17 protein-coding genes are annotated in these 18,942 nt (G+C 38.3%); 10 read left to right on the top strand and 7 right to left on the bottom strand.

The window, feature by feature from the left end; all coding sequences use genetic code 11:
- Window positions 1–6: 6 nt before the first annotated feature.
- From mltB to AW165_RS01210, 3 genes are all read left to right on the top strand, one after another.
- Window positions 7–1,008, top strand: coding sequence for a lytic murein transglycosylase B (gene mltB, locus AW165_RS01200; protein ID WP_060464750.1), 1,002 nt, complete (start codon window positions 7–9; stop codon window positions 1,006–1,008).
- Between the two features lie 289 nt (window positions 1,009–1,297).
- Entirely contained in the window at window positions 1,298–1,909 is a 612-nt protein-coding gene (locus AW165_RS01205) for a septal ring lytic transglycosylase RlpA family protein (RefSeq protein WP_002118141.1), read from the top strand.
- Between the two features lie 574 nt (window positions 1,910–2,483).
- Window positions 2,484–2,933: a DUF962 domain-containing protein gene (locus AW165_RS01210; RefSeq protein ID WP_002118194.1), complete on the top strand. Its 450-nt coding sequence runs from the start codon at window positions 2,484–2,486 to the stop codon at window positions 2,931–2,933.
- Between the two features lie 43 nt (window positions 2,934–2,976).
- Here AW165_RS01210 and AW165_RS01215 read toward each other — a convergent pair whose 3' ends face one another.
- The 6 genes from AW165_RS01215 to rpsB all read right to left on the bottom strand — a co-directional run bounded on the left by AW165_RS01215 (window position 2,977) and on the right by rpsB (window position 7,347).
- Window positions 2,977–3,294 (bottom strand): AzlD domain-containing protein, encoded by a 318-nt coding sequence (locus AW165_RS01215; protein ID WP_017386543.1) that lies wholly within the window; start codon window positions 3,292–3,294, stop codon window positions 2,977–2,979.
- A 1-nt stretch (window position 3,295) separates the two neighbouring features.
- On the bottom strand, window positions 3,296–4,012 hold the full coding sequence (locus tag AW165_RS01220; protein WP_060464751.1) for an AzlC family ABC transporter permease: 717 nt from the start codon (window positions 4,010–4,012) through the stop codon (window positions 3,296–3,298).
- Window positions 4,013–4,100: 88 nt separating this feature from the next.
- Entirely contained in the window at window positions 4,101–4,925 is an 825-nt protein-coding gene (locus AW165_RS01225) for a helix-turn-helix transcriptional regulator (RefSeq protein ID WP_005068210.1), read from the bottom strand.
- Between the two features lie 105 nt (window positions 4,926–5,030).
- Window positions 5,031–5,516, bottom strand: coding sequence for a DUF3465 domain-containing protein (locus tag AW165_RS01230; protein WP_060464752.1), 486 nt, complete (start codon window positions 5,514–5,516; stop codon window positions 5,031–5,033).
- Window positions 5,517–5,581: 65 nt separating this feature from the next.
- On the bottom strand, window positions 5,582–6,457 hold the full coding sequence (gene tsf / locus AW165_RS01235; RefSeq protein WP_002118238.1) for a translation elongation factor Ts: 876 nt from the start codon (window positions 6,455–6,457) through the stop codon (window positions 5,582–5,584).
- Between the two features lie 137 nt (window positions 6,458–6,594).
- Entirely contained in the window at window positions 6,595–7,347 is a 753-nt protein-coding gene (gene rpsB / locus AW165_RS01240) for a 30S ribosomal protein S2 (protein ID WP_002118204.1), read from the bottom strand.
- Window positions 7,348–7,557: 210 nt separating this feature from the next.
- On the opposite strand from rpsB, the gene map reads away from it, so the two are divergent.
- The 4 genes from map to AW165_RS01260 all read left to right on the top strand — a co-directional run bounded on the left by map (window position 7,558) and on the right by AW165_RS01260 (window position 12,843).
- Window positions 7,558–8,385 carry a type I methionyl aminopeptidase gene (gene map, locus AW165_RS01245; RefSeq protein WP_002118165.1) on the top strand — a complete coding sequence of 276 codons (828 nt, stop codon included), beginning with the start codon at window positions 7,558–7,560 and terminating at the stop codon, window positions 8,383–8,385.
- A gap of 203 nt (window positions 8,386–8,588) precedes the next feature.
- Window positions 8,589–9,707 (top strand): OmpW/AlkL family protein, encoded by a 1,119-nt coding sequence (locus AW165_RS01250; RefSeq protein ID WP_032055410.1) that lies wholly within the window; start codon window positions 8,589–8,591, stop codon window positions 9,705–9,707.
- A gap of 404 nt (window positions 9,708–10,111) precedes the next feature.
- Entirely contained in the window at window positions 10,112–11,458 is a 1,347-nt protein-coding gene (locus AW165_RS01255) for an MFS transporter (protein ID WP_014207247.1), read from the top strand.
- A 170-nt stretch (window positions 11,459–11,628) separates the two neighbouring features.
- The gene (locus AW165_RS01260) at window positions 11,629–12,843 is read left to right on the top strand and encodes an MFS transporter (protein WP_060464753.1); all 1,215 of its coding nucleotides are present in this window, start codon (window positions 11,629–11,631) and stop codon (window positions 12,841–12,843) included.
- Between the two features lie 243 nt (window positions 12,844–13,086).
- Here AW165_RS01260 and sthA read toward each other — a convergent pair whose 3' ends face one another.
- Window positions 13,087–14,499 carry a Si-specific NAD(P)(+) transhydrogenase gene (gene sthA / locus AW165_RS01265; protein WP_002118117.1) on the bottom strand — a complete coding sequence of 471 codons (1,413 nt, stop codon included), beginning with the start codon at window positions 14,497–14,499 and terminating at the stop codon, window positions 13,087–13,089.
- 196 nt (window positions 14,500–14,695) lie between these two features.
- On the opposite strand from sthA, the gene lipA reads away from it, so the two are divergent.
- From lipA to AW165_RS01280, 3 genes are all read left to right on the top strand, one after another.
- A complete protein-coding gene (gene lipA, locus AW165_RS01270) occupies window positions 14,696–15,709 on the top strand; it encodes a lipoyl synthase (RefSeq protein ID WP_002118167.1) in 1,014 nt (337 codons plus the stop codon).
- A gap of 279 nt (window positions 15,710–15,988) precedes the next feature.
- Window positions 15,989–18,451, top strand: a complete 2,463-nt coding sequence (locus AW165_RS01275; RefSeq protein ID WP_060464754.1) for an acyl-CoA dehydrogenase — start codon at window positions 15,989–15,991, stop codon at window positions 18,449–18,451.
- Between the two features lie 106 nt (window positions 18,452–18,557).
- Entirely contained in the window at window positions 18,558–18,941 is a 384-nt protein-coding gene (locus AW165_RS01280; RefSeq protein ID WP_060464755.1) for a carboxymuconolactone decarboxylase family protein, read from the top strand.
- The last annotated feature ends 1 nt before the right edge of the window (window position 18,942 follow it).

The raw sequence follows: 18,942 nt of genomic DNA on the forward strand, positions 1-18,942 counted from the left end.
AACGATATGTTGTCTCAACACTTAAATAAAACTTTAAAAATGCTCGCTTTGTGTACTGGCTTAATCAGTACAAGTCATTTCGCTCAGGCCAACGATTTTGCAACACATTCTGATTATTTGAATTTTAAACAAAAAACGATGAATGCTTATGGCTTAAGTAGCGATCAAGTCGATGCAGCCATGAGTGGCGCAAAAAATTTACCAAACATTCTAAATATTATGACTCGCCCGGGTGAAAGTAAGCCTTGGTATGATTATCGCTCTATGTTCTTGGTTGAAGGCACAATTCAACGTGGTGTCCGTTTTAAAAATCAATATGCAGATGCGTTAAATCGTGCAGAACAACAATATGGCGTATCTCAAGCTGTCATTTTAGGTATTTTGGGCGTTGAAACAGGTTATGGCGCAAATAAAGGTTCTTTTATTACACGTGATGCTTTAGCTACCCTTGCTTTTGGCTACCCTCGCCGTGCTGAATATTTTGGTGATGAGCTAGCTGCTCTTATTGCATGGACTTATAAAGAAGGCTACCCAACAAATAGTATTGTAGGCTCCTATGCAGGTGCGATTGGCTATCCACAATTTATGCCAAGCAATATTAGTAAATATGGGGTGGATTATGACGGTAATGGACATATCGACTTAAGAAACTCAGCAGAAGATGCTATTGGATCAATTGCAAACTACTTAGCAAAACAAGGTTGGCAACGCGACCAACCGATCGGGTTTATGGCTCGTTACACTGGGTCAAATCCAGAAAGTATTATTGCTAAAGATTTAACGCAACCTTTCCCATATGGTGCATTAAAGACACTCGGTATTTCTCCATTGAATCCTTTAGTTAAAATTGATGATCTCGATATGGTGAATGTTATTCAATTACAAGACTATAATGGTCCAATTTACTATTTAACTTACCCGAATTTTCAAGTGATTACGACTTATAATAAGAGCCGTATGTACGCTACTGCTGTATGGTTATTAGGCACCGAAGTAGCTAGCCGATAGGCTAGCTTTTTTATACTTTATGTAAAAGTCAATAAATATTTTTGTTAAATAGATCGCAATACATACATTTTTAATAACTTGTTACATTATTGATTATTTTTTAACCTAAAACTGTAAGTTTTTGCCCTTTTTGTAAAGATTTCTCGTTAAAGACTAGACACTCTCCGTAACCGATGAATATTATCCACCCCAATATAGCAATTGCAAAAGTGAATAATAAGGCATGTTCACTTTAAATTTCAGTCAATGGCTGGAAGAAAAAAGTACATGTTCTCAGGAGTTTATACAAATGCAGTTATCGCTGAAATACGTTCTTGCACTGACGGCTAGTTTAAGTATGGCCCCACTGCACGCTGAAATGGTGCAGTCATCATCATTAAACAGTGATGTAGATGGTCCTAATCTAGCAGCACGTGTATTGAGTAAAGATACTCAAAACTTTAATTCTCGTTTTTCTAACATTAACAGTCTTTCAATCACTGAACGTTCTGGCGATCAAATCCGTCGTCAAGCTATCGCAGCAAAAATTGAAATCCCTGAAGATGAGCCTTCAGTGATTGAAAAACTTAACACAGTAGCTTCAAACACTGTTCGTAAGTTTAGCCAAACTGGTATGGCATCTTGGTATGGCCGCCAATTCCATGGTCGTAAAACTGCAAGTGGTGAAACATTCGACATGAATGCTTTAACTGCTGCTCACCGTAGCCTACCGTTGAACTGTTACATTCGAGTAACGAATAAAGACAATGGTAAAAGTGTGGTTGTAAAAGTAAATGACCGTGGTCCTTTCCATGGCAACCGTGTACTTGACCTATCATACGGTGCAGCTAAACGTCTTGGTATTACCAATGCTGGTACAGCTAAAGTAAATATTGAGCGTGTTGATGGCCCAACTTCATAAGTTATAGCCTCTCGAGTTCATGTAAAAAGCCGCATTTTTTTCTGCGGCTTTTTTATATTTTAAGTTATCAAAATAATTCCTAACGTAAAGTTAAAAAATCCTCTTTTTTTGACCCTTATTCAGCTCTGAATTTGAATATTTTTTAAACAAAAAACTATGTTTATTTAATACCAGTTAATTTTACGTCTAATTTGCGTTTAGAGCGTCTTTTTTAAATTTGCGCTACCCTAGTACCATTTCCCCAAAATAAACGCTATTTATGGCGTTTTTAGAGTAGATGAGTAGAGCTTTTTCATACAATTTTCCCATCAATCTCAAAATTACGCTTTTTTAGATGATTTCATCATCTAGCAACACAGAAAAAATATTATGAAAAATCGCCCCATTCTTGTGGTCGAATTGTCCACCTTTTCAACTACAGTCACATTATTTTTTCATTTGCCCTTTCTTAGTTTTTTTTAATACAACGCTCCCTATAGTTGAATAGTGTTAGTTTCTTGTCGAGATCCTCAAGAACAGGCTAAAATATACTCACAAAAAATAAATCAAAGTTAAAACAAGGAGTGTGCTACTAATGAAATCCATTACTGAATGGTTTGATGAATATAGCGAAAGTCATCAAAATCCAACCAATAAACAAATTCACTGGCTTTGCGTTCCCGCCATTTTATTTTCTATTATTGGAATCATTGCACATTTCAGCACATTGCTTACTGCTTTATTACTTGTGTTGACCTTAGTATTTTATGCACGTTTAGATCTTGTACTTGCTGTGGCAATGGCTGCTTTACTTGTTGTTATGGCATGGCTCATTTATACCCTACCTGTAGGAGTCGGGTTTTATATCGCTATTTTTGTGATTGCTTGGGTTGGACAATTTTATGGACATAAAGTGGAAGGCAAAAAGCCCTCGTTCTTTAAAGATTTACAATTCCTACTAATTGGACCAGTTTGGTGTATGGATGCTTATCTCTCAAAAATCTTACCAAAATGGAAAAGCAGACAAAAACAAGCTCTTGCTTAAAGATGAATTTAAAGCTGAATCCTTTCGATTCAGCTTTTGCATGTTAGTAATTTATTAGAAAATTTATAAAATAAAAAAATCCTAAACTTGCTATCACACTTAAAAGAACTTTTTTTAGGTACATAGCAATCACAATACAAAAAATTGCTGCATAAATATAAGGATTATTTATCACGCCTCTTAAATGATTACCATCGAAAAAAATAACTGGAATACAAATTGCAGTTAACAAACAAGGTGCAGAATAGTTAAGCATTTTATTCAGAATAAGCGGCAGTTTAATTTTTACGTGAGGTTCTAAAAAATAATAGCGATTAAAAAAGACGATTGCTGCCAAGCCTAAAATCATAAACCAAGACATATTATTGCTCCTTACCTATTTCTTCAGTTAAAACAGCAATCAACATTCCCATCAATCCTGAAAGTAAAATCGCACCCTCAATTTGATAAAATTTAAATAAAAACCCACTTAAACAAGTTGTTAGCACCCCAGCTATGACCGGAAATCCTTTACATAACGGCACAATCATAGCAATAAAAATAGCAACGATCGAAAAATCCAAATGGTAATTTAAAAGATCAGGTATCACTGTCGCCAGCAGTATTCCCACCAAACTAAAAGCAACCCAAAATAAATAAAAACATAGTCCAGCTCCCAACAGATATTCCGAACTTCTTTTTTCAAATGGAGCACTCACCGCAAACAATTCATCTGTTAATAAAAAGCCTAAACTCAATCGTTTAGGTAGAGACAAGATAGAAATGTCATTTCTTAAAGTTAATGCATAAATAAAATGCTGAGCCGTTAAAAAGAAAATAGTCAAATAAATTGTAAAAACAGAAGCACCTTCCATAGCCATGCTTAAACTAACCAACTGAGCAGCTCCAGCAAAGATGAGCCCAGACATTGCTAGTGCTTTATAGAAAGATAATCCTGCATGAATTGCCATAGATCCCGCTAAGATTGCCCACGGAATAACAGAAATTGACAAGGGCAAAATATCCATTGCACCACGTAAAAATAAATAGGATGGCTTATTGTTTGAAAACCCAACTGGCTGATTAAGCTGAATATTCATATATAAAATCCAATATAAGAAACATCTCTATACCATGCTTGATGAGTGCCGACTTATATTGGATAAAATTGCTTTAAAACTAATTTATTTATATGTTCAAACTCGCTACATATTGAGTGGGTGTGACGCCCATTGCTTTTTTAAAGTGACGGTTAAAATGGCTTTGGTCAGAAAAACCACATTGTTGTGCCACCATGGCAATTTGGTCCCCCTGTTTTAATAACTGTCTTGCTTTTTGTAAACGTGCTTGTACAAGCCAAGCGTGAGGTGGCAGACCTACATATTTTTTAAATTGCCTTAAGAAATGCCAAGCGCTCAAGCCGACCATGTCAGCCAAATCTTGTAAAGAAAAGTTTGTTTCAGGCATTTCTACGAGTAATTCTTTAACTCTTAATATTTTTGAATATGCTTCTGGTAACTCACAAAAAGTATGATTTGATTTACCATGTCTCTTCATAAGACAAGCTAACGTTGTTAAATACATCGTTTCTTTGAGTAGGAAATTATCTTTTTGTTCTAATAAATCAAAAAGTAAGCAAAGCTGTTGAGCCAAACCTAGGTCGCGAATCACAGCTTGAGGAAACCATGGTGCTCCATGTGGATTTTCAAAAAAATCTTGACTAACTTCTGCTAACATTTCAGGTGTTGGATAGATCGCTCGATAACGCCACCCTGACTCAACAGCCGATGAACCAGTATGAATCTCGTCAGCATTGACTAAAATAATATCGCCTTTAGGAGCTACATGTAGCTGTCCTGTCCTAAAAAAAGACTGTGCTCCCTCTTCAATCACACCAATACAGTACCCTTCGTGAGTATGCTTTGAAAATTGTGTTTGGTGATAATGTGCTTTTAATAACTCTAAACCGCCCAACTCTCGCACATGCAGATAATCGGCTTGCTCCCGCTGCATAAATACGTCTCATCTATTCAATAAAAAAACCATAGCACGTTTTAATAAACTGAATAGAACAAAATTGCTCTATGAAAATAATCTGATTAAACGTTCACTTGAGCTTTATTGATAGATCTGTCCGTCATGTTTAAGCCATCCACCTTCATGACGACCTTGTGGATCGTGATGAGTCCAATGTAGTACACCACCTTTCGGGTTGTATTCATATTCGCCATAAAACTCAACGATGTCACCTTTATTTAGATTAGAAATTTTAGGTGCCAAATCGATATTATGTGCAACCAAAATTGAAAGACCATTTTTTAATACTAGAATGAATTTCTGGTGTCTTGACCCATCATTATCATCTCTTAAAATTGCTTTGACTCGACCACTTCCCTGCACTTGAACATTACTTTGTCTCTGCTCATAAGCAGCTTTTACAGTGTCCACCCCATTATTTGAAAGTGTAGTTTCATTACGCTGAGCTGCGGGTATAGTTGATGATGGTGATTGATTTTGCTTATGCCCAGATAAATCTAGACCAAAATACGCAGCAATCAATAAAATAATCACACCAGCAATACTGAGATTTTTTTTATTTGTCATTGTACACCCTTATTTTAACTGAGATAAAAAAAGCCCCAATGGGGCTTTTTTTATTGTGATACGAATTACTTCGCAGCAGCTTGAGCAGCAGCAACTTCTTCAGCGAAGCTAAGTTCTGCTTTCTTCTCAATACCTTCACCAACTTCGAAACGTACGAATTCAGCAACAGTAGTACCAGTTGCTTTTAATACATCAGCAACTTTCTTGTCGTTGTCGATTACATACATTTGACGATCAAGAGCAACTTCGTTCAAGTATTTATCAACTGAACCAGTTACCATTTTCTCAACGATGTTAGCTGGCTTACCAGATTCTAACGCTTTCGCTTCAGCAATTTCTTTTTCTTTAGCGATAAGGTCAGCAGGAACAGCTTCAGCATTTACAGCTACTGGGTTGAATGCAGCAACGTGCATTGCAATACCTTTACCAGTATCAGCATCACCAGTATAAGAAACTACAACACCGATTTTTAAACCGTGTTTGTAGATAGCCAAGTTTTCGCCTTCAACGATTTTCGCGCGACGAACTTGGATGTTTTCACCGATTTTTTGAACAAGTGCAATACGAGCTTCTTCAACTGATTGACCGTCTGCTAATTTTAATTCAGCGATTTTAGCAGCATCAGTTTCACCAGCAGCTAAAGCAGCAGTAGCAACAGCTTTAGAGAAGTTAGAGAAGTTTTCGTCTTTAGCAACGAAGTCAGTTTGACAGTTAACTTCAACTAAAATTGCTTTGTTGCCTTCTTGAACGATTGTGATTGCACCGTCAGCAGCAATGTTACCAGCTTTTTTAGCAGCTTTAGCTTGACCAGATTTACGAAGGTTATCAATAGCAAGCTCGATGTCACCGTTCGCTTCTGTTAATGCTTTTTTGCATTCCATCATTGCAAGACCAGTACGGTCACGTAATTCTTTTACCATGCTTGCAGTAATTGCAGTCATGTTGATCTCCTAAAATCGGTAGAAAATAAATCTTTTCAACAAAAACGGCCCAAAGAAACTCTGGGCCGTTTGCACTCTCGACGCTTAATTTGCCACCATTACATGTCGCAAAAATGACAAGCCTGCGTCAAAACGCATTAAGCCTCAGAAGCGTCTTTCGCAGCGTCATCGCCTTTTGCTTGAGCGTTCGCTTGAGATTGAGCGTATTCTTTACCAGCAAGAATTGCGTCAGCCATAGCTGAAGCATATAGAGTTACTGCACGGATCGCATCGTCGTTACCAGGAATAACGTAATCAACGTTGTCTGGGTTAGAGTTTGTATCAACGATACCGATAACAGGAATACCTAAGTTCTTAGCTTCTTTGATTGCAATCGCTTCGTGATCAACGTCGATTACAAATAATGCGTCAGGTAAACCACCCATGTTTTTAACGCCGCCTAAAGAGCGCTCAAGTTTTTCCATCTCACGAGCACGTTCTAAAGCTTCACGTTTAGTAAGCTTAGCAAAAGTACCATCTTGAGATTGAGTTTGAAGATCTTTTAAACGGTTGATAGATTGGCGAAGTGTTTTCCAGTTCGTCAACATACCACCTAACCAACGGTGATCTACATATGGTTGACCAGCGCGTTGAGCTTGTTCACGGATGATGTTAGAAGCAGCACGTTTTGTACCAACGAACAAAACTTTGTTCTTTTTGCTTGCTAATTGGTTAGCGAAGTTCAAAGCATCATTTAACGCAGGAACAGTGTGCTCAAGGTTGATGATGTGAATTTTGTTGCGCGCGCCAAAAATGTATTGACGCATTTTTGGGTTCCAGAAACGAGTTTGGTGACCAAAGTGCGCACCTGCTTGAAGAAGGTCGCGCATGCTTACGTTGTAATCTGCCATTTTCTTTACCTTAAAAGTTGGGTTAGGCCTCCATATATCCGCATTCTCCACCTTTTTACAGGCACCCAGAGTAATGTGACGATATATGTGCGGATTTTTTACTCCATCTATCAAAATTGTTCGTAAAAGATATTCACGAAAAGCATTTGATAAAATGGGCGGCTATTTATACCATAGACACTTGTAAATTACCAAAAGTTTTTAGAGATCATGAACAGTACTTATACAGCTCCACGTCGATTAATCAAAACTCCAGATGAAATTGAAAAAATGCGCATTGCAGGACGACTGGCGGCTGAAGTTCTAGAGATGATCAAGCCCCATATTAAGGCAGGTGTGAGTACACTTGAACTTGATACCATTTGTCGCAATCACATTGAAAATGTGCAGCATGCTATTCCTGCATGTGTAGGCTATGGTGGAGCTCCTGGGCGCCCTGCTTTTCAACACTCTATTTGTACTTCGGTTAACCATGTTGTCTGTCATGGTATTCCCTCTGAAAATAAAATTTTAAAAAATGGTGACATCCTTAATATTGACGTTACTGTCATTAAAGATGGTTATCACGGCGATACCAACATGATGTATGTCGTTGGTGGTGAAACTTCTATTTTAGCCAACCGTCTATGCAAAGTTGCTCAAGAAGCGATGTATCGTGGGATGGCAACTGTTAGAGATGGTTCATATTTAGGTGATATCGGCCACGCAATCCAAAAGTATGTCGAATCAGAACGTTTTAGTGTAGTACGCGAATATTGTGGTCACGGTATTGGAACTGTTTTCCATGATGAACCTCAAGTACTCCATTATGGTCAAGCTGGTACAGGTATGCGTCTGGAAGCAGGTATGACTTTTACAATTGAACCTATGGTAAATGCTGGCGTATGGCAAACTAAATTGTTAGGTGACAAATGGACTGTCGTAACGAAAGACCATAAACTTTCAGCTCAATATGAACATACCATTTTAGTTACCCAAACAGGCATTGAAGTCTTAACTGCTCGTCCTGAAGAAGACCTATCTCGCTTCAACCAATAATTTAAAAAACTTAAATAAAAGGCTACTTTGTGTAGCCTTTTATTATTTATTATGTACTTTTTATTAATAAATCTTTCTAAATATAAACAAATATTTCAAAAAAATTACAATTATTAATTTTTAATACACAATCTATTCAATAAAACAAGGTATGGTGGGCTCAATAAAAATCAGTAAACAAATGTCGGACATGGAGTCCTTTTATGATGAAAAAGTCATTATTTTGTATGACAGCTGCCTTTTTTGCTCTGCCAACATTCACTTATGCCGCTTCACCATATTTTAGTTTTAAAGATGGCGATGGCTTCAAACGTTTTTCTGTCTCTGCTGGCTGGTTACATGCGATGCCTCAAGGCTCAGGAAACCCTGTCAATATCAATACTAGCGTTGCAGAAGGTACAACATCTAAAGTTGGAGATGTATCTACAAAAGCCGTTTTAGATGCAATCGACCAAAGTAAAACTTCAGGAAAATTCTGGTATAGCACTATTAGCCTTCTTGATAAGTTTACAGACACTCTTCCCTCATCACTTGCAGGTACAGCAGAAGTTAATGGTCTCTCTCAATGGCAACAACAAGGTTCTGGCTTAGAAGCTGCTGATGTTGATACTGTTGGTCTTATGTTTAATTACAACTTTACGGACAATTTATCTTTAGAAATTAAAGGTGGTATTCCTCCTAAAGTAGATATTAATGGAAAAGGTAATATTTACGCTCCCCTTTCTGGAAAAGCGACTCCACTAAAAGATGGATCTTTAATAGGAGGAATCATAGGAGATGGAATTTCCGAGGCGGGTGGAGATATTCCTTTAAAACAAGACCTGCATATTACTGATCTTTCTCAGGGAGGTAAGGCTGCGACTGCTCGTGCATGGTTACCAGCCGTTGAACTACATTATCAATTTGGTAAATCAGGGGTAAATAAGTTCCGTCCTTATATCGGAGCTGGCGTGATGTATGCATACTTTAATGATTTAAAAATGAATCCCGGTATTGAGGCCGATTTAATTCAAGCGGGTCACATGATCCAGAATATCCATGATGGTAAAGCTGGTGCAGCATTAGATCGCAAAACATCATCAGCAAATCCTATCGTTAAACTAGAAGCAACCGATACTTTTGCCCCTATTGTGACTTTAGGTGCATCTTATGACTTCAACCCGAACTGGTTTGCTGTTGGTTCAGTTTCATATTCCAAAATGAATAGTGAAGCAAAAATCTATGTGACTGACCAAAATACAGGTAAAGAGCTAATTAAAGCGAATACCAAAATTGATATTGATCCACTCATTACATATGTTGGTGTCGGTTACCGCTTCTAATTTTTGTGTCACCCAAAGCTATAAAAACTTATGCACGTTTTTATAGCTTTCTTTTTTCCAAATTTTGCTTCTTTTTAAATCAAAATGCTAAAAAAATGAGCACTTTTATAAAGCCGATTGAAAAAATCTACCGCCTTCCTCTCTTATGAGCATTTACTGATTTATTTCAATTTTTTAATTAATTTTATTTTTAATAAACTAACTCAATAGAATTAGAAAGTAATTTTTCCTTTTTAGTAAAATTAATTTTTTGGCACAAGCTTTGCTTTATTCATAGCAAGATGAGTCAACGATGATTCAATGAATAAACCAAGACGGCCAACGATGTCCGCTCTGATCGGTCTGCAGATAGGCAATAAATTGCCATGCAAATTAAAATTTCGTTCAGTTCAGAGGGACGGCGTATGTCTTCAAATATCAATCTAGATGCAAAAAAAGCAACTGAAATAAAATTATTTAGCTTTTCTACTCCTGCAATGCGCGCTTTCCACATGACATGGCTCGCATTCTTTGTGTGCTTCTTCGCATGGTTTGCTTGCGCACCATTAATGCCAGTGATTAAAGGTGAGTTCGGCTTAACCAAAGATCAAATTGCCAATATCAATATTGCCGCCGTTGCAATTACGATTTTAGTACGACTCGCTGTCGGTCCACTTTGTGATAAATATGGCCCGAGGATTACCTATACAGCCCTTCTTTTACTTGGCAGTATTCCTGTATTTGGAGTTGCTGCTGCTAACAGTTATGAGTCTTTTTTATTCTTCCGCTTACTGATCGGTGCAATTGGCGCAAGCTTTGTTATTACGCAATATCATACAAGTGTTATGTTTGCACCTAATGTTGTAGGTACAGCAAATGCGGCAGCAGCTGGTTGGGGTAATGCTGGTGGCGGTGCAACCCAAGCTCTAATGCCTTTATTACTTGGTGCCATTGTAATGTTCGGTGTCGAACAAACTATGGGTTGGCGTGTTGCATTAATCGTACCAGGCGTAATGATGGTCATTGTTGGTATTCTTTATTGGAAACTCACCCAAGACTGTCCTCAAGGAAACTTCAAAGAAGTCCGCGCACAAGGTATTGAAGTTGGCAGTGGTAAAAAAGGTGGCATGGCTATTTTAATGCAGGCTGCTCGTAACTACCGTGTCTGGATTTTATTTGTGGCTTACGGTGCCTGTTTCGGGATTGAAATTTTCATCCATAACGTTGCAGCAATGTACTATGTTGATCAGTTCAAAATGGATTTAAAAACTGCTGGTTTAACCGCGGGGATATTTGGTCTTCTTGCACTCTTTGCTCGTGCACTTGGCGGTATTATTTCCGATAAAGTCGCACTCAAAAAAGGTTTAGATGGCCGCACTAAAGTACTAGTGCTCATGATTTTAGGTGAAGGTTTATTCTTAATTCTTTTCTCTCAAATGAATGTGGTTGCTCTTGCAATTATTTCCATGACCATTTTTGCCTTGTTTACTCACATGGCTTGTGGCGCGACATATGCTCTCGTACCATTTATTGATCGTAATGCTTTAGGTGGTGTTGCAGGGATTATTGGTGCAGGTGGCAATGCGGGTGCTGTTGCAGCTGGCTTCTTATTAAAAGGTTTGCTAGATGTTCAAACTTGTCTATTTATTTTAGGTGGTTTGGTTATGGTCGCAGGCTGTAGCGTAATTCTAATTCGCTTCACGACTGAACATAAAGAAAAAGAACAAGTACTTTTTGAACAAGCATTACTTGAACGTAATTCCGCAGCATAATTTCTACAAGAAGCAGAGATCAAAATGATGTCTGCTTCTTTAATTTTCTTGTCATAAAATACGATCCTTAAGAACTTTTTAATTCTTCTTAAATATTCTCTCCAACTATATCGATATTTTTCGATATATCTTCTACAATAAATCATCATTATTATAATTTTCCATTAATCATGACTAAAACTGACAACCAATTTTCTCAGTCCCTCATCTATATGCTGATTGGCAGTGCAATTATTTTGGCCCTTTCATTAGGTGTCCGTCATGGTTTCGGTCTCTACCTTGTACCCATGAGCCATGAATTTGGCTGGGGACAACATGTTTTTAGTCTTGCAATAGCCATGCAGAACCTGATCTGGGGAGCTGTTCAGCCTTTTACTGGAGCAATTGCAGATAAATATGGCAGTAAAGTTGTGGTTGCTGTTGGTGGTTTACTTTATACCCTAGGCCTACTTTTAATGGCTTTTAGTTCAAGTGTACTCATTTTGAATTTAAGCTTAGGTCTTATTATTGGTTTAGCTTTATCAGCAACCTCTTTTACTGTTTTACTGAGTGCAGTAGGCCGAGCTGCCCCTCCAGAAAAAAGAAGTATGGCAATGGGTATTGCCAGTGCAGCAGGCTCTTTTGGTCAGTTTATTATGTTACCTTCCACCCTTCTCTTGCTTAAAACGGTAGGATGGTCGTCAGCTTTGATGGTGAGTGCACTATTAATTGCTCTTATTATTCCCCTAGCGTGGATGCTAAAAGGACCAAGCAATCAAACGCCAAAAGCAATTGCTGAACCACAGCTCACATTTAAACAAGTACTGAATATTGCTAGAAAACATAAGCCATTCTGGTGGTTAGCTTTAGGCTTTTTAGTCTGTGGGTTTCAGGTGGTCTTTTTAGGCGTTCATCTGCCGGGCTATTTAATCGATCATGGCTTTGATGCAGCTACAGGAACTGTGTTTCTGGCATTAGTAGGACTATTTAATATTGTGGGAACTTATGGGGCGGGTTGGCTGGGAGATCGATTCTCAAAACCTAAATTATTAATGGCACTTTACGGTAGCCGCGGCATCGCAATCATCGCCTTTTTACTATTACCTCTAAACACTTATACGGTATATGCTTTTGGCGTCATTATGGGACTTTTATGGCTCTCTACAGTTCCACTTACCAACGGCATTGTCGCAAATATGTTCGGTGTTAAATACCTTTCAATGTTAAGTGGTATTGTGTTTTTCACCCATCAAGTCGGTTCTTTCTTTGGCGGTTGGCTTGGCGGTGTTAACCATGACTTAACAGGTAATTACAATGCTATTTGGCTATGTTCAATAGCTTTGAGTATATTAGGGGTAATCGTACATTTCTTTGTAAATGAGGAGGCTGTTATTCATGACGCATAATGCCTTACTTTTGAAAACAATTATGACTTTGCTCGTGATTACTCTGCTGGCCTGTTCAATCATTTTATGGAAACAAACTCCTGATTTATTTGTATATTTTAATCAAGCATTTTGTGCCCACTAGAGATATAGACAGCCAGACGCATACTGCAAATTGTCATAAAAATATAAAAAACCTATGGTCTAATGAAAATAAAAAAGCCCGCAAGTTTGCGGGCTTTTTTATGAAAAACTTATTTAAAATCAAAACAAACGATTCATACCATTAAGCGCAGCTACACGATATGCTTCTGCCATTGTTGGATAGTTAAATGTCGTTTCAACGAAATATTTCAAGGTATTGTTTGGGCTGTGCATAACTGCTTGCCCAATGTGGATAATTTCGGCAGCGTTATTACCAAAACAATGAATACCTAAAATTTCCATAGTGTCGCGGTGGAAAAGAATTTTTAACTCACCCACTGTATCACCAGTAATTTGCGCACGAGCCAAATGACGGAAAGAAGCCTGACCTACTTCATACGGAATTTTCTCTTCCGTTAATTCCTGTTCATTTTTACCAATTGATGAGATTTCTGGAATGGTATAGATACCTGTTGGGATATCACGTACTGGTTTCGCATCTTCACCACTCATGTTTGCGCCAGCACAGCGCCCTTGGTCATAAGCAGCAGAAGCAAGTGATGGCCAACCAATCACGTCACCAGCAGCATAAATATTTTCAACTTCAGTTTGGTATTGATCATTTACTGAAAGTTGACCACGGTTATTTGGTACTAAGCCAACATTCTCAAGACCTAAACCTTCAGTGTTTCCTGAACGACCGTTACACCAAAGAATCGCATCGGCTTTAATCTTTTTACCACTTTGTAAATGTAGTACAACATGGTCATCAAACGTTTCAAGATGATCCATTTGCTCATTGTGACGAATCAATACACCTTGTTCACGTAAGTGATAAGACAATGCATCAGCAATTTCATCATCTAGATAACTTAATAGTTTTTGCTGAGTATTGATCAAGTCAACTTTATGATCTAGACCAATAAAGATTGAGGCATATTCACAGCCAATAACACCTGCGCCGTAAATAATAATTTTTTGAATTGAATAATCAAGATCAAGGATTTTGTCCGAATCGAATACGCGAGGATGATCAAAGTCTAAACCTTGCGGATGATAAGGACGACTACCTGTAGCAATCACGATTTGCTTACAGATAATTGTTTCTTTAATACCTTCATGGCTAAAAACTAAAACTGTATTTTTATCTTGAATATATGCACGGCCGTGGAATACACCGATTTTATTGCGATCGTAAAAACGTGTATGCGTATCAACCTGTTGTTGAATTACTTTGTGTGCATTACGCAAAACCTGTTTCATGGTGAACTGTTTCCATTCACCTACTTTTTGAAACATTGGATCGCGCTGATAGCGGATAATACTAGAAACTGTTTGACGCAATGCTTTACTTGGAATGGTACCTACGTGTGCACAGTTACCACCCAGTTGATCACGCACATCTACAATTGCAACACGCTTACCCGCTTTTGCAAGCTTCATTGCCGCGCCTTCACCTGCAGGTCCAGAACCGAGAACTACCGCATCGTATTTAACGAAATTCCCACTAACGACCTCTTTTTTACGTGGCATTGAAAGCTCCTTCCTCACTTGAATGACCATATTTTATAATAAATTATGGCTAATATGCGGTGAATTTATGTATTTCTCAACCCTATATTTCTGAATAACCACATTTATTATATGAATAGTTATTTTCCGCTATTAACTGAAGAAGTTCGCTATAATACAATGTCAATGTCTCTATAAACGAGTGGAAAAGTTAAATATGTCAGAACACCGTAAACCTGAACAGGGTGTAAAACTTCGTGGCGCAGAAAAAGTCGCAAGAATTCCTGTAAAAGTTGTACCTACGGTTGAAGTGCCGCGTAAACCTGACTGGATTCGTGTCAAGATGACGGCACCAGAAGAAGTTCAGCGTATTAAAACCACTTTACGTGCTCAAAAACTCCATACCGTTTGTGAAGAAGCTGCTTGTCCAAACCTACCAGAATGTTTTGGTGGTGGTACAGCAACATTCATGATCATGGGTGACATTTGTACACGTCGTTGCCCTTTCTGTGATGTAGCACATGGCCGTCCAAATGCACTCGATGCAGATGAACCTCGTCATATGGCAGAGACAATTGCTAATCTTAAGCTCAAATATGCGGTAATTACTTCGGTTGACCGTGATGACTTACTTGACGGCGGTGCACAACACTTTGTGGACTGTATCAAAGAAGCTCGTGCACTAAGCCCAAATACATTGCTTGAGATTTTAGTACCAGATTTCCGTGGACGTATGGATATTGCTTTACGCATTATGACTGAATGTCCGCCAGACGTATTTAACCACAACATCGAGACTGTGCCACGTCTATATAAAGCAATGCGCCCAGGTTCAGACTATCAACATTCTTTAAACTTATTAAAAATGTTTAAAGAATATTGCCCTGATATCCCAACAAAATGTGGTTTGATGGTGGGTATCGGTGAAACTGAAGAAGAAGTTATTGCATTACTTGATGACTTGCGTGCTCACGATGTTGACTATGTGACTATTGGTCAATACTTACAACCTTCTAAACAACACGCGCCAATTGACCGCTTTGTAACACCAGAAGAGTTCGAACGTTATGCAGAGCATGGCCGTAAACTTGGCTTTAGAAATATTTGGTCTGCACCAATGGTTCGTTCAAGTTACTTTGCTGATCGTCAATACCACGGTGAACCAGTACCAGAAGTTCGTCGCAAAGTAGATCCAGCTAAAAAAATCGCTGTTCAAGTTGTCGAAGCTTAAAAATTAAATATCTATAAAAGCCCTCTACGTTAGAGGGCTTTTTATTTGTATAAGAAAATCAATAACATTTCTTGACAAATCGATAAAACAACCCATTACACTTTCACTTAAAAATATCTTATACCTAAAAGTACGATATATCCCTGCTCTAGCATATACATCAATTGCGACATAAAAAATTAAATTTAAACAGCATTAAAAATTAGCTAGTTAAGCCTTAAATCTCTCCTCGCTTTTTTGTAACTTCTAACTTGAGGGCTTATCTAGCAAGGAGCAAGTATGATTTTCCTACTCTTTGTTTTAAGCGTTGTCATTCAGCTTTTTGCAATATGGGCAATTTTCTTTTTTAATCTAAACAGAACCATTGGTAGTGTTATTACGATTGCTGTAGCCATACTTACTGCACTCATACTAACGCCATGGGCTCTCCTTTTAGGTATTCCCCTTATTGTCCTTAGTATCATTATTTTATTTGCACCATTACGCTTTAATCTAATTACTCAACCTGCATATAAAACATTAGCAAACTCAATGCCGAGCATCAGTACGACTGAACAAGAGGCTTTAGAGGCAGGTACCAGTTGGTGGGAAAAAGAATTATTTATGGGGGCACCCGATTGGTCTCAATTTGAAAAATATCCCTACCCAACCTTGTCAGCAGAAGAACAAAGTTTTATCGACAATGAAGTTGAGCTCCTTTGTAGCATGTTAGATGAATGGGAGATTCATCATCACTTAAAAGATCTACCACCAGAAGTTTGGCAATTTATTAAAGACAAAGGATTTTTAGGACTCATTATTCCAAAATCATTTGGGGGTAAAGAATTTAGTTCGTTTGCTCAAAGCCGTATTATGAGCAAAATTGCTTCCCGCTCACTCACCACAGCTGTGAGTTGTATGGTTCCAAACTCATTAGGACCGGGTGAGCTACTCATGCACTACGGTACAGATGCACAAAAACAACAGTATTTACCGGGCCTTGCTAAAGGTGAAGAGATCCCATGCTTTGGTTTAACCAGCCCAGAAGCAGGTTCAGATGCAGGTGCCATTCCAGATTCGGGCGTTGTTTGTTACGGCGAATATGAAGGTGCTCAAGTCCTTGGACTTCGCATGAATTTCTCTAAACGCTGGATTACGCTTGCGCCAATTGCCACAGTCGTAGGTCTTGCATTTAAACTTTATGACCCAGAAGGCCTATTGGGAGATAAAGACAAAACAGAATACGGTATTACTTGTGCCTTAATTCCTGCAAGTCATGTGGGTGTAAAAATAGGAGCACGACATTTTCCAGGTTCTCCATTTATGAATGGAACCGTAGAAGGAGAAGATGTTTTTATTCCTATTGACTGGATTATTGGTGGTCAAGAAAATGCCGGTAAAGGCTGGCGTATGCTCATGGAATGTTTAGGTGTGGGCCGTGGTATTTCCCTTCCAGCATTAGCCACAGCCGCAGGTGAAATGAGCTATTTAACCGTTGGTGCTTTTGCGAAAATTCGTCAACAGTTCAATATTTCTGTCGGTAAATTTGAAGGCGTACAAGAAGCAACCAGTGAAATTGCCAGCGATGCCTATATGCTTGAAGCATTCCGTTATTTAGTGACATGTGGCCTAAACCAAGGTGGAACACCTGCCGTGATGACTGCTATGGCAAAATATTATGCAACTGAAACGATGCGTAAAGTCGTAAATCACGGAATGGATATTGCTGGCGGACGTGCTATTCAACTTGGGCCACGTAATTTCCTTGCCCTTACCTATCAAGCAATTCCAATTGCTATTACGGTAGAAGGCGCAAATATTTTGACCCGTTCATTGATGATTTTTGGTCAAGGCTCAATGCGTTGTCATCCTTATCTATTTGAAGAGTTACAACTCCTGCAATCTGAAGATAAAAATAGCTCGGTCAAAAAATTTGATGATTTGTTATTTAAACATTTAGCCTATACCTTTAACCGCGGTGCTAGATCATTTGCCTACGGTTGGACAGGTGGCTCAAGCGATGCGCCTCAGTCAGCAGATCAATTCACTGCAAGTTACTATAAGACGATTAACCGTTTTAGTGCCAACTTTGCACTTGTTTCGGATATGTCACTTGGTTTACTTGCAGGAGACTTAAAACGCAAAGAAATGTTATCAGGACGCTTGGCAGATATTCACGCGCACCTCTTTATTTCTACTGCGATTTTAAAATTTTATGAAGCTGGCCAAAAAACTGAAGCCGAACAACTTCACGCTAAATTAGCTCTACAAAAAGCTTTCTTAAATATTCAGGAAGCATTTTGGGGATTATTTGAAAACTTCCCAGCTAAACTTCCAGCAGCATTTGTAAAATGGATCTGTTTCCCGTTAGGTCGTGTCATTTCAAAACCTGACGATGAGTTAAAACAGCAAGTCGCTGAACTTATGATGCAAGAGCATCCTTTTAGAGAGCAGCTTAAACATCATGTATTTTATTCTACCAAAGCCGATGATGTGACTGGACGTTTAGAACATACGTTCCAAATTCTACAAACTCTTGAACCACTTTGGGATAAGTTTAAAAAAGCTGAATCTAAGGGTAAATTTACAGGACTCACCTTTGAGGAAAATATTGAACAAGCGATAAAAGAAGGCTTTATTTCTGAAAGTGAAGCTCAACAATTATTGCAATACAACGCAATTCGATTCGATAGCATGCTTACAGATGTGTTTGATGAAGATTTAAATAAAGATCTTCCTTTGTCGAACCCTCATCAAATTTAGTGACTGATGCCTCCACTAATTCACTATTGCAATCATTTTTGATTCGCATTAATTAATAAACAGCCATAAAAGCGTCAATCGACGCTTTTATTTTTAGGAGAAATTAATGTCTAAGCAAGATTACGAAAATGGATTAAAAGTTCGCATAGAAGTGATGGGAGAAGCTTTTGTAAAGCGCGCCCAAGAAAATACCGTACCCTTTACCCAGCCTTTACAAGACTGGATTAATGAACATGCATGGGGATCGACTTGGCAGCGTGAAGGTGTGCTACCTCGTAAATATCGCTCATTAATTACTTTAGCGATGTTAACTGCACTTAAGTCACCAACCGAACTCAAAGGCCATGTTCGTGGTGCACTCAACAATGGTTGTACAGTTGAAGAGATTCAAGAAACTTTATTGCACAGCCTGCCATATTGCGGCGCCCCTGCTACACAAGAAGCTTTTCGTGCTGCTTTAGAAGTCATTCAAGAATATCAACAAAAATAAC

Origin of the sequence: Acinetobacter sp. LMB-5 (genome assembly GCF_001541635.1) — a bacterium.
GTDB lineage: Bacteria > Pseudomonadota > Gammaproteobacteria > Pseudomonadales > Moraxellaceae > Acinetobacter > Acinetobacter pittii.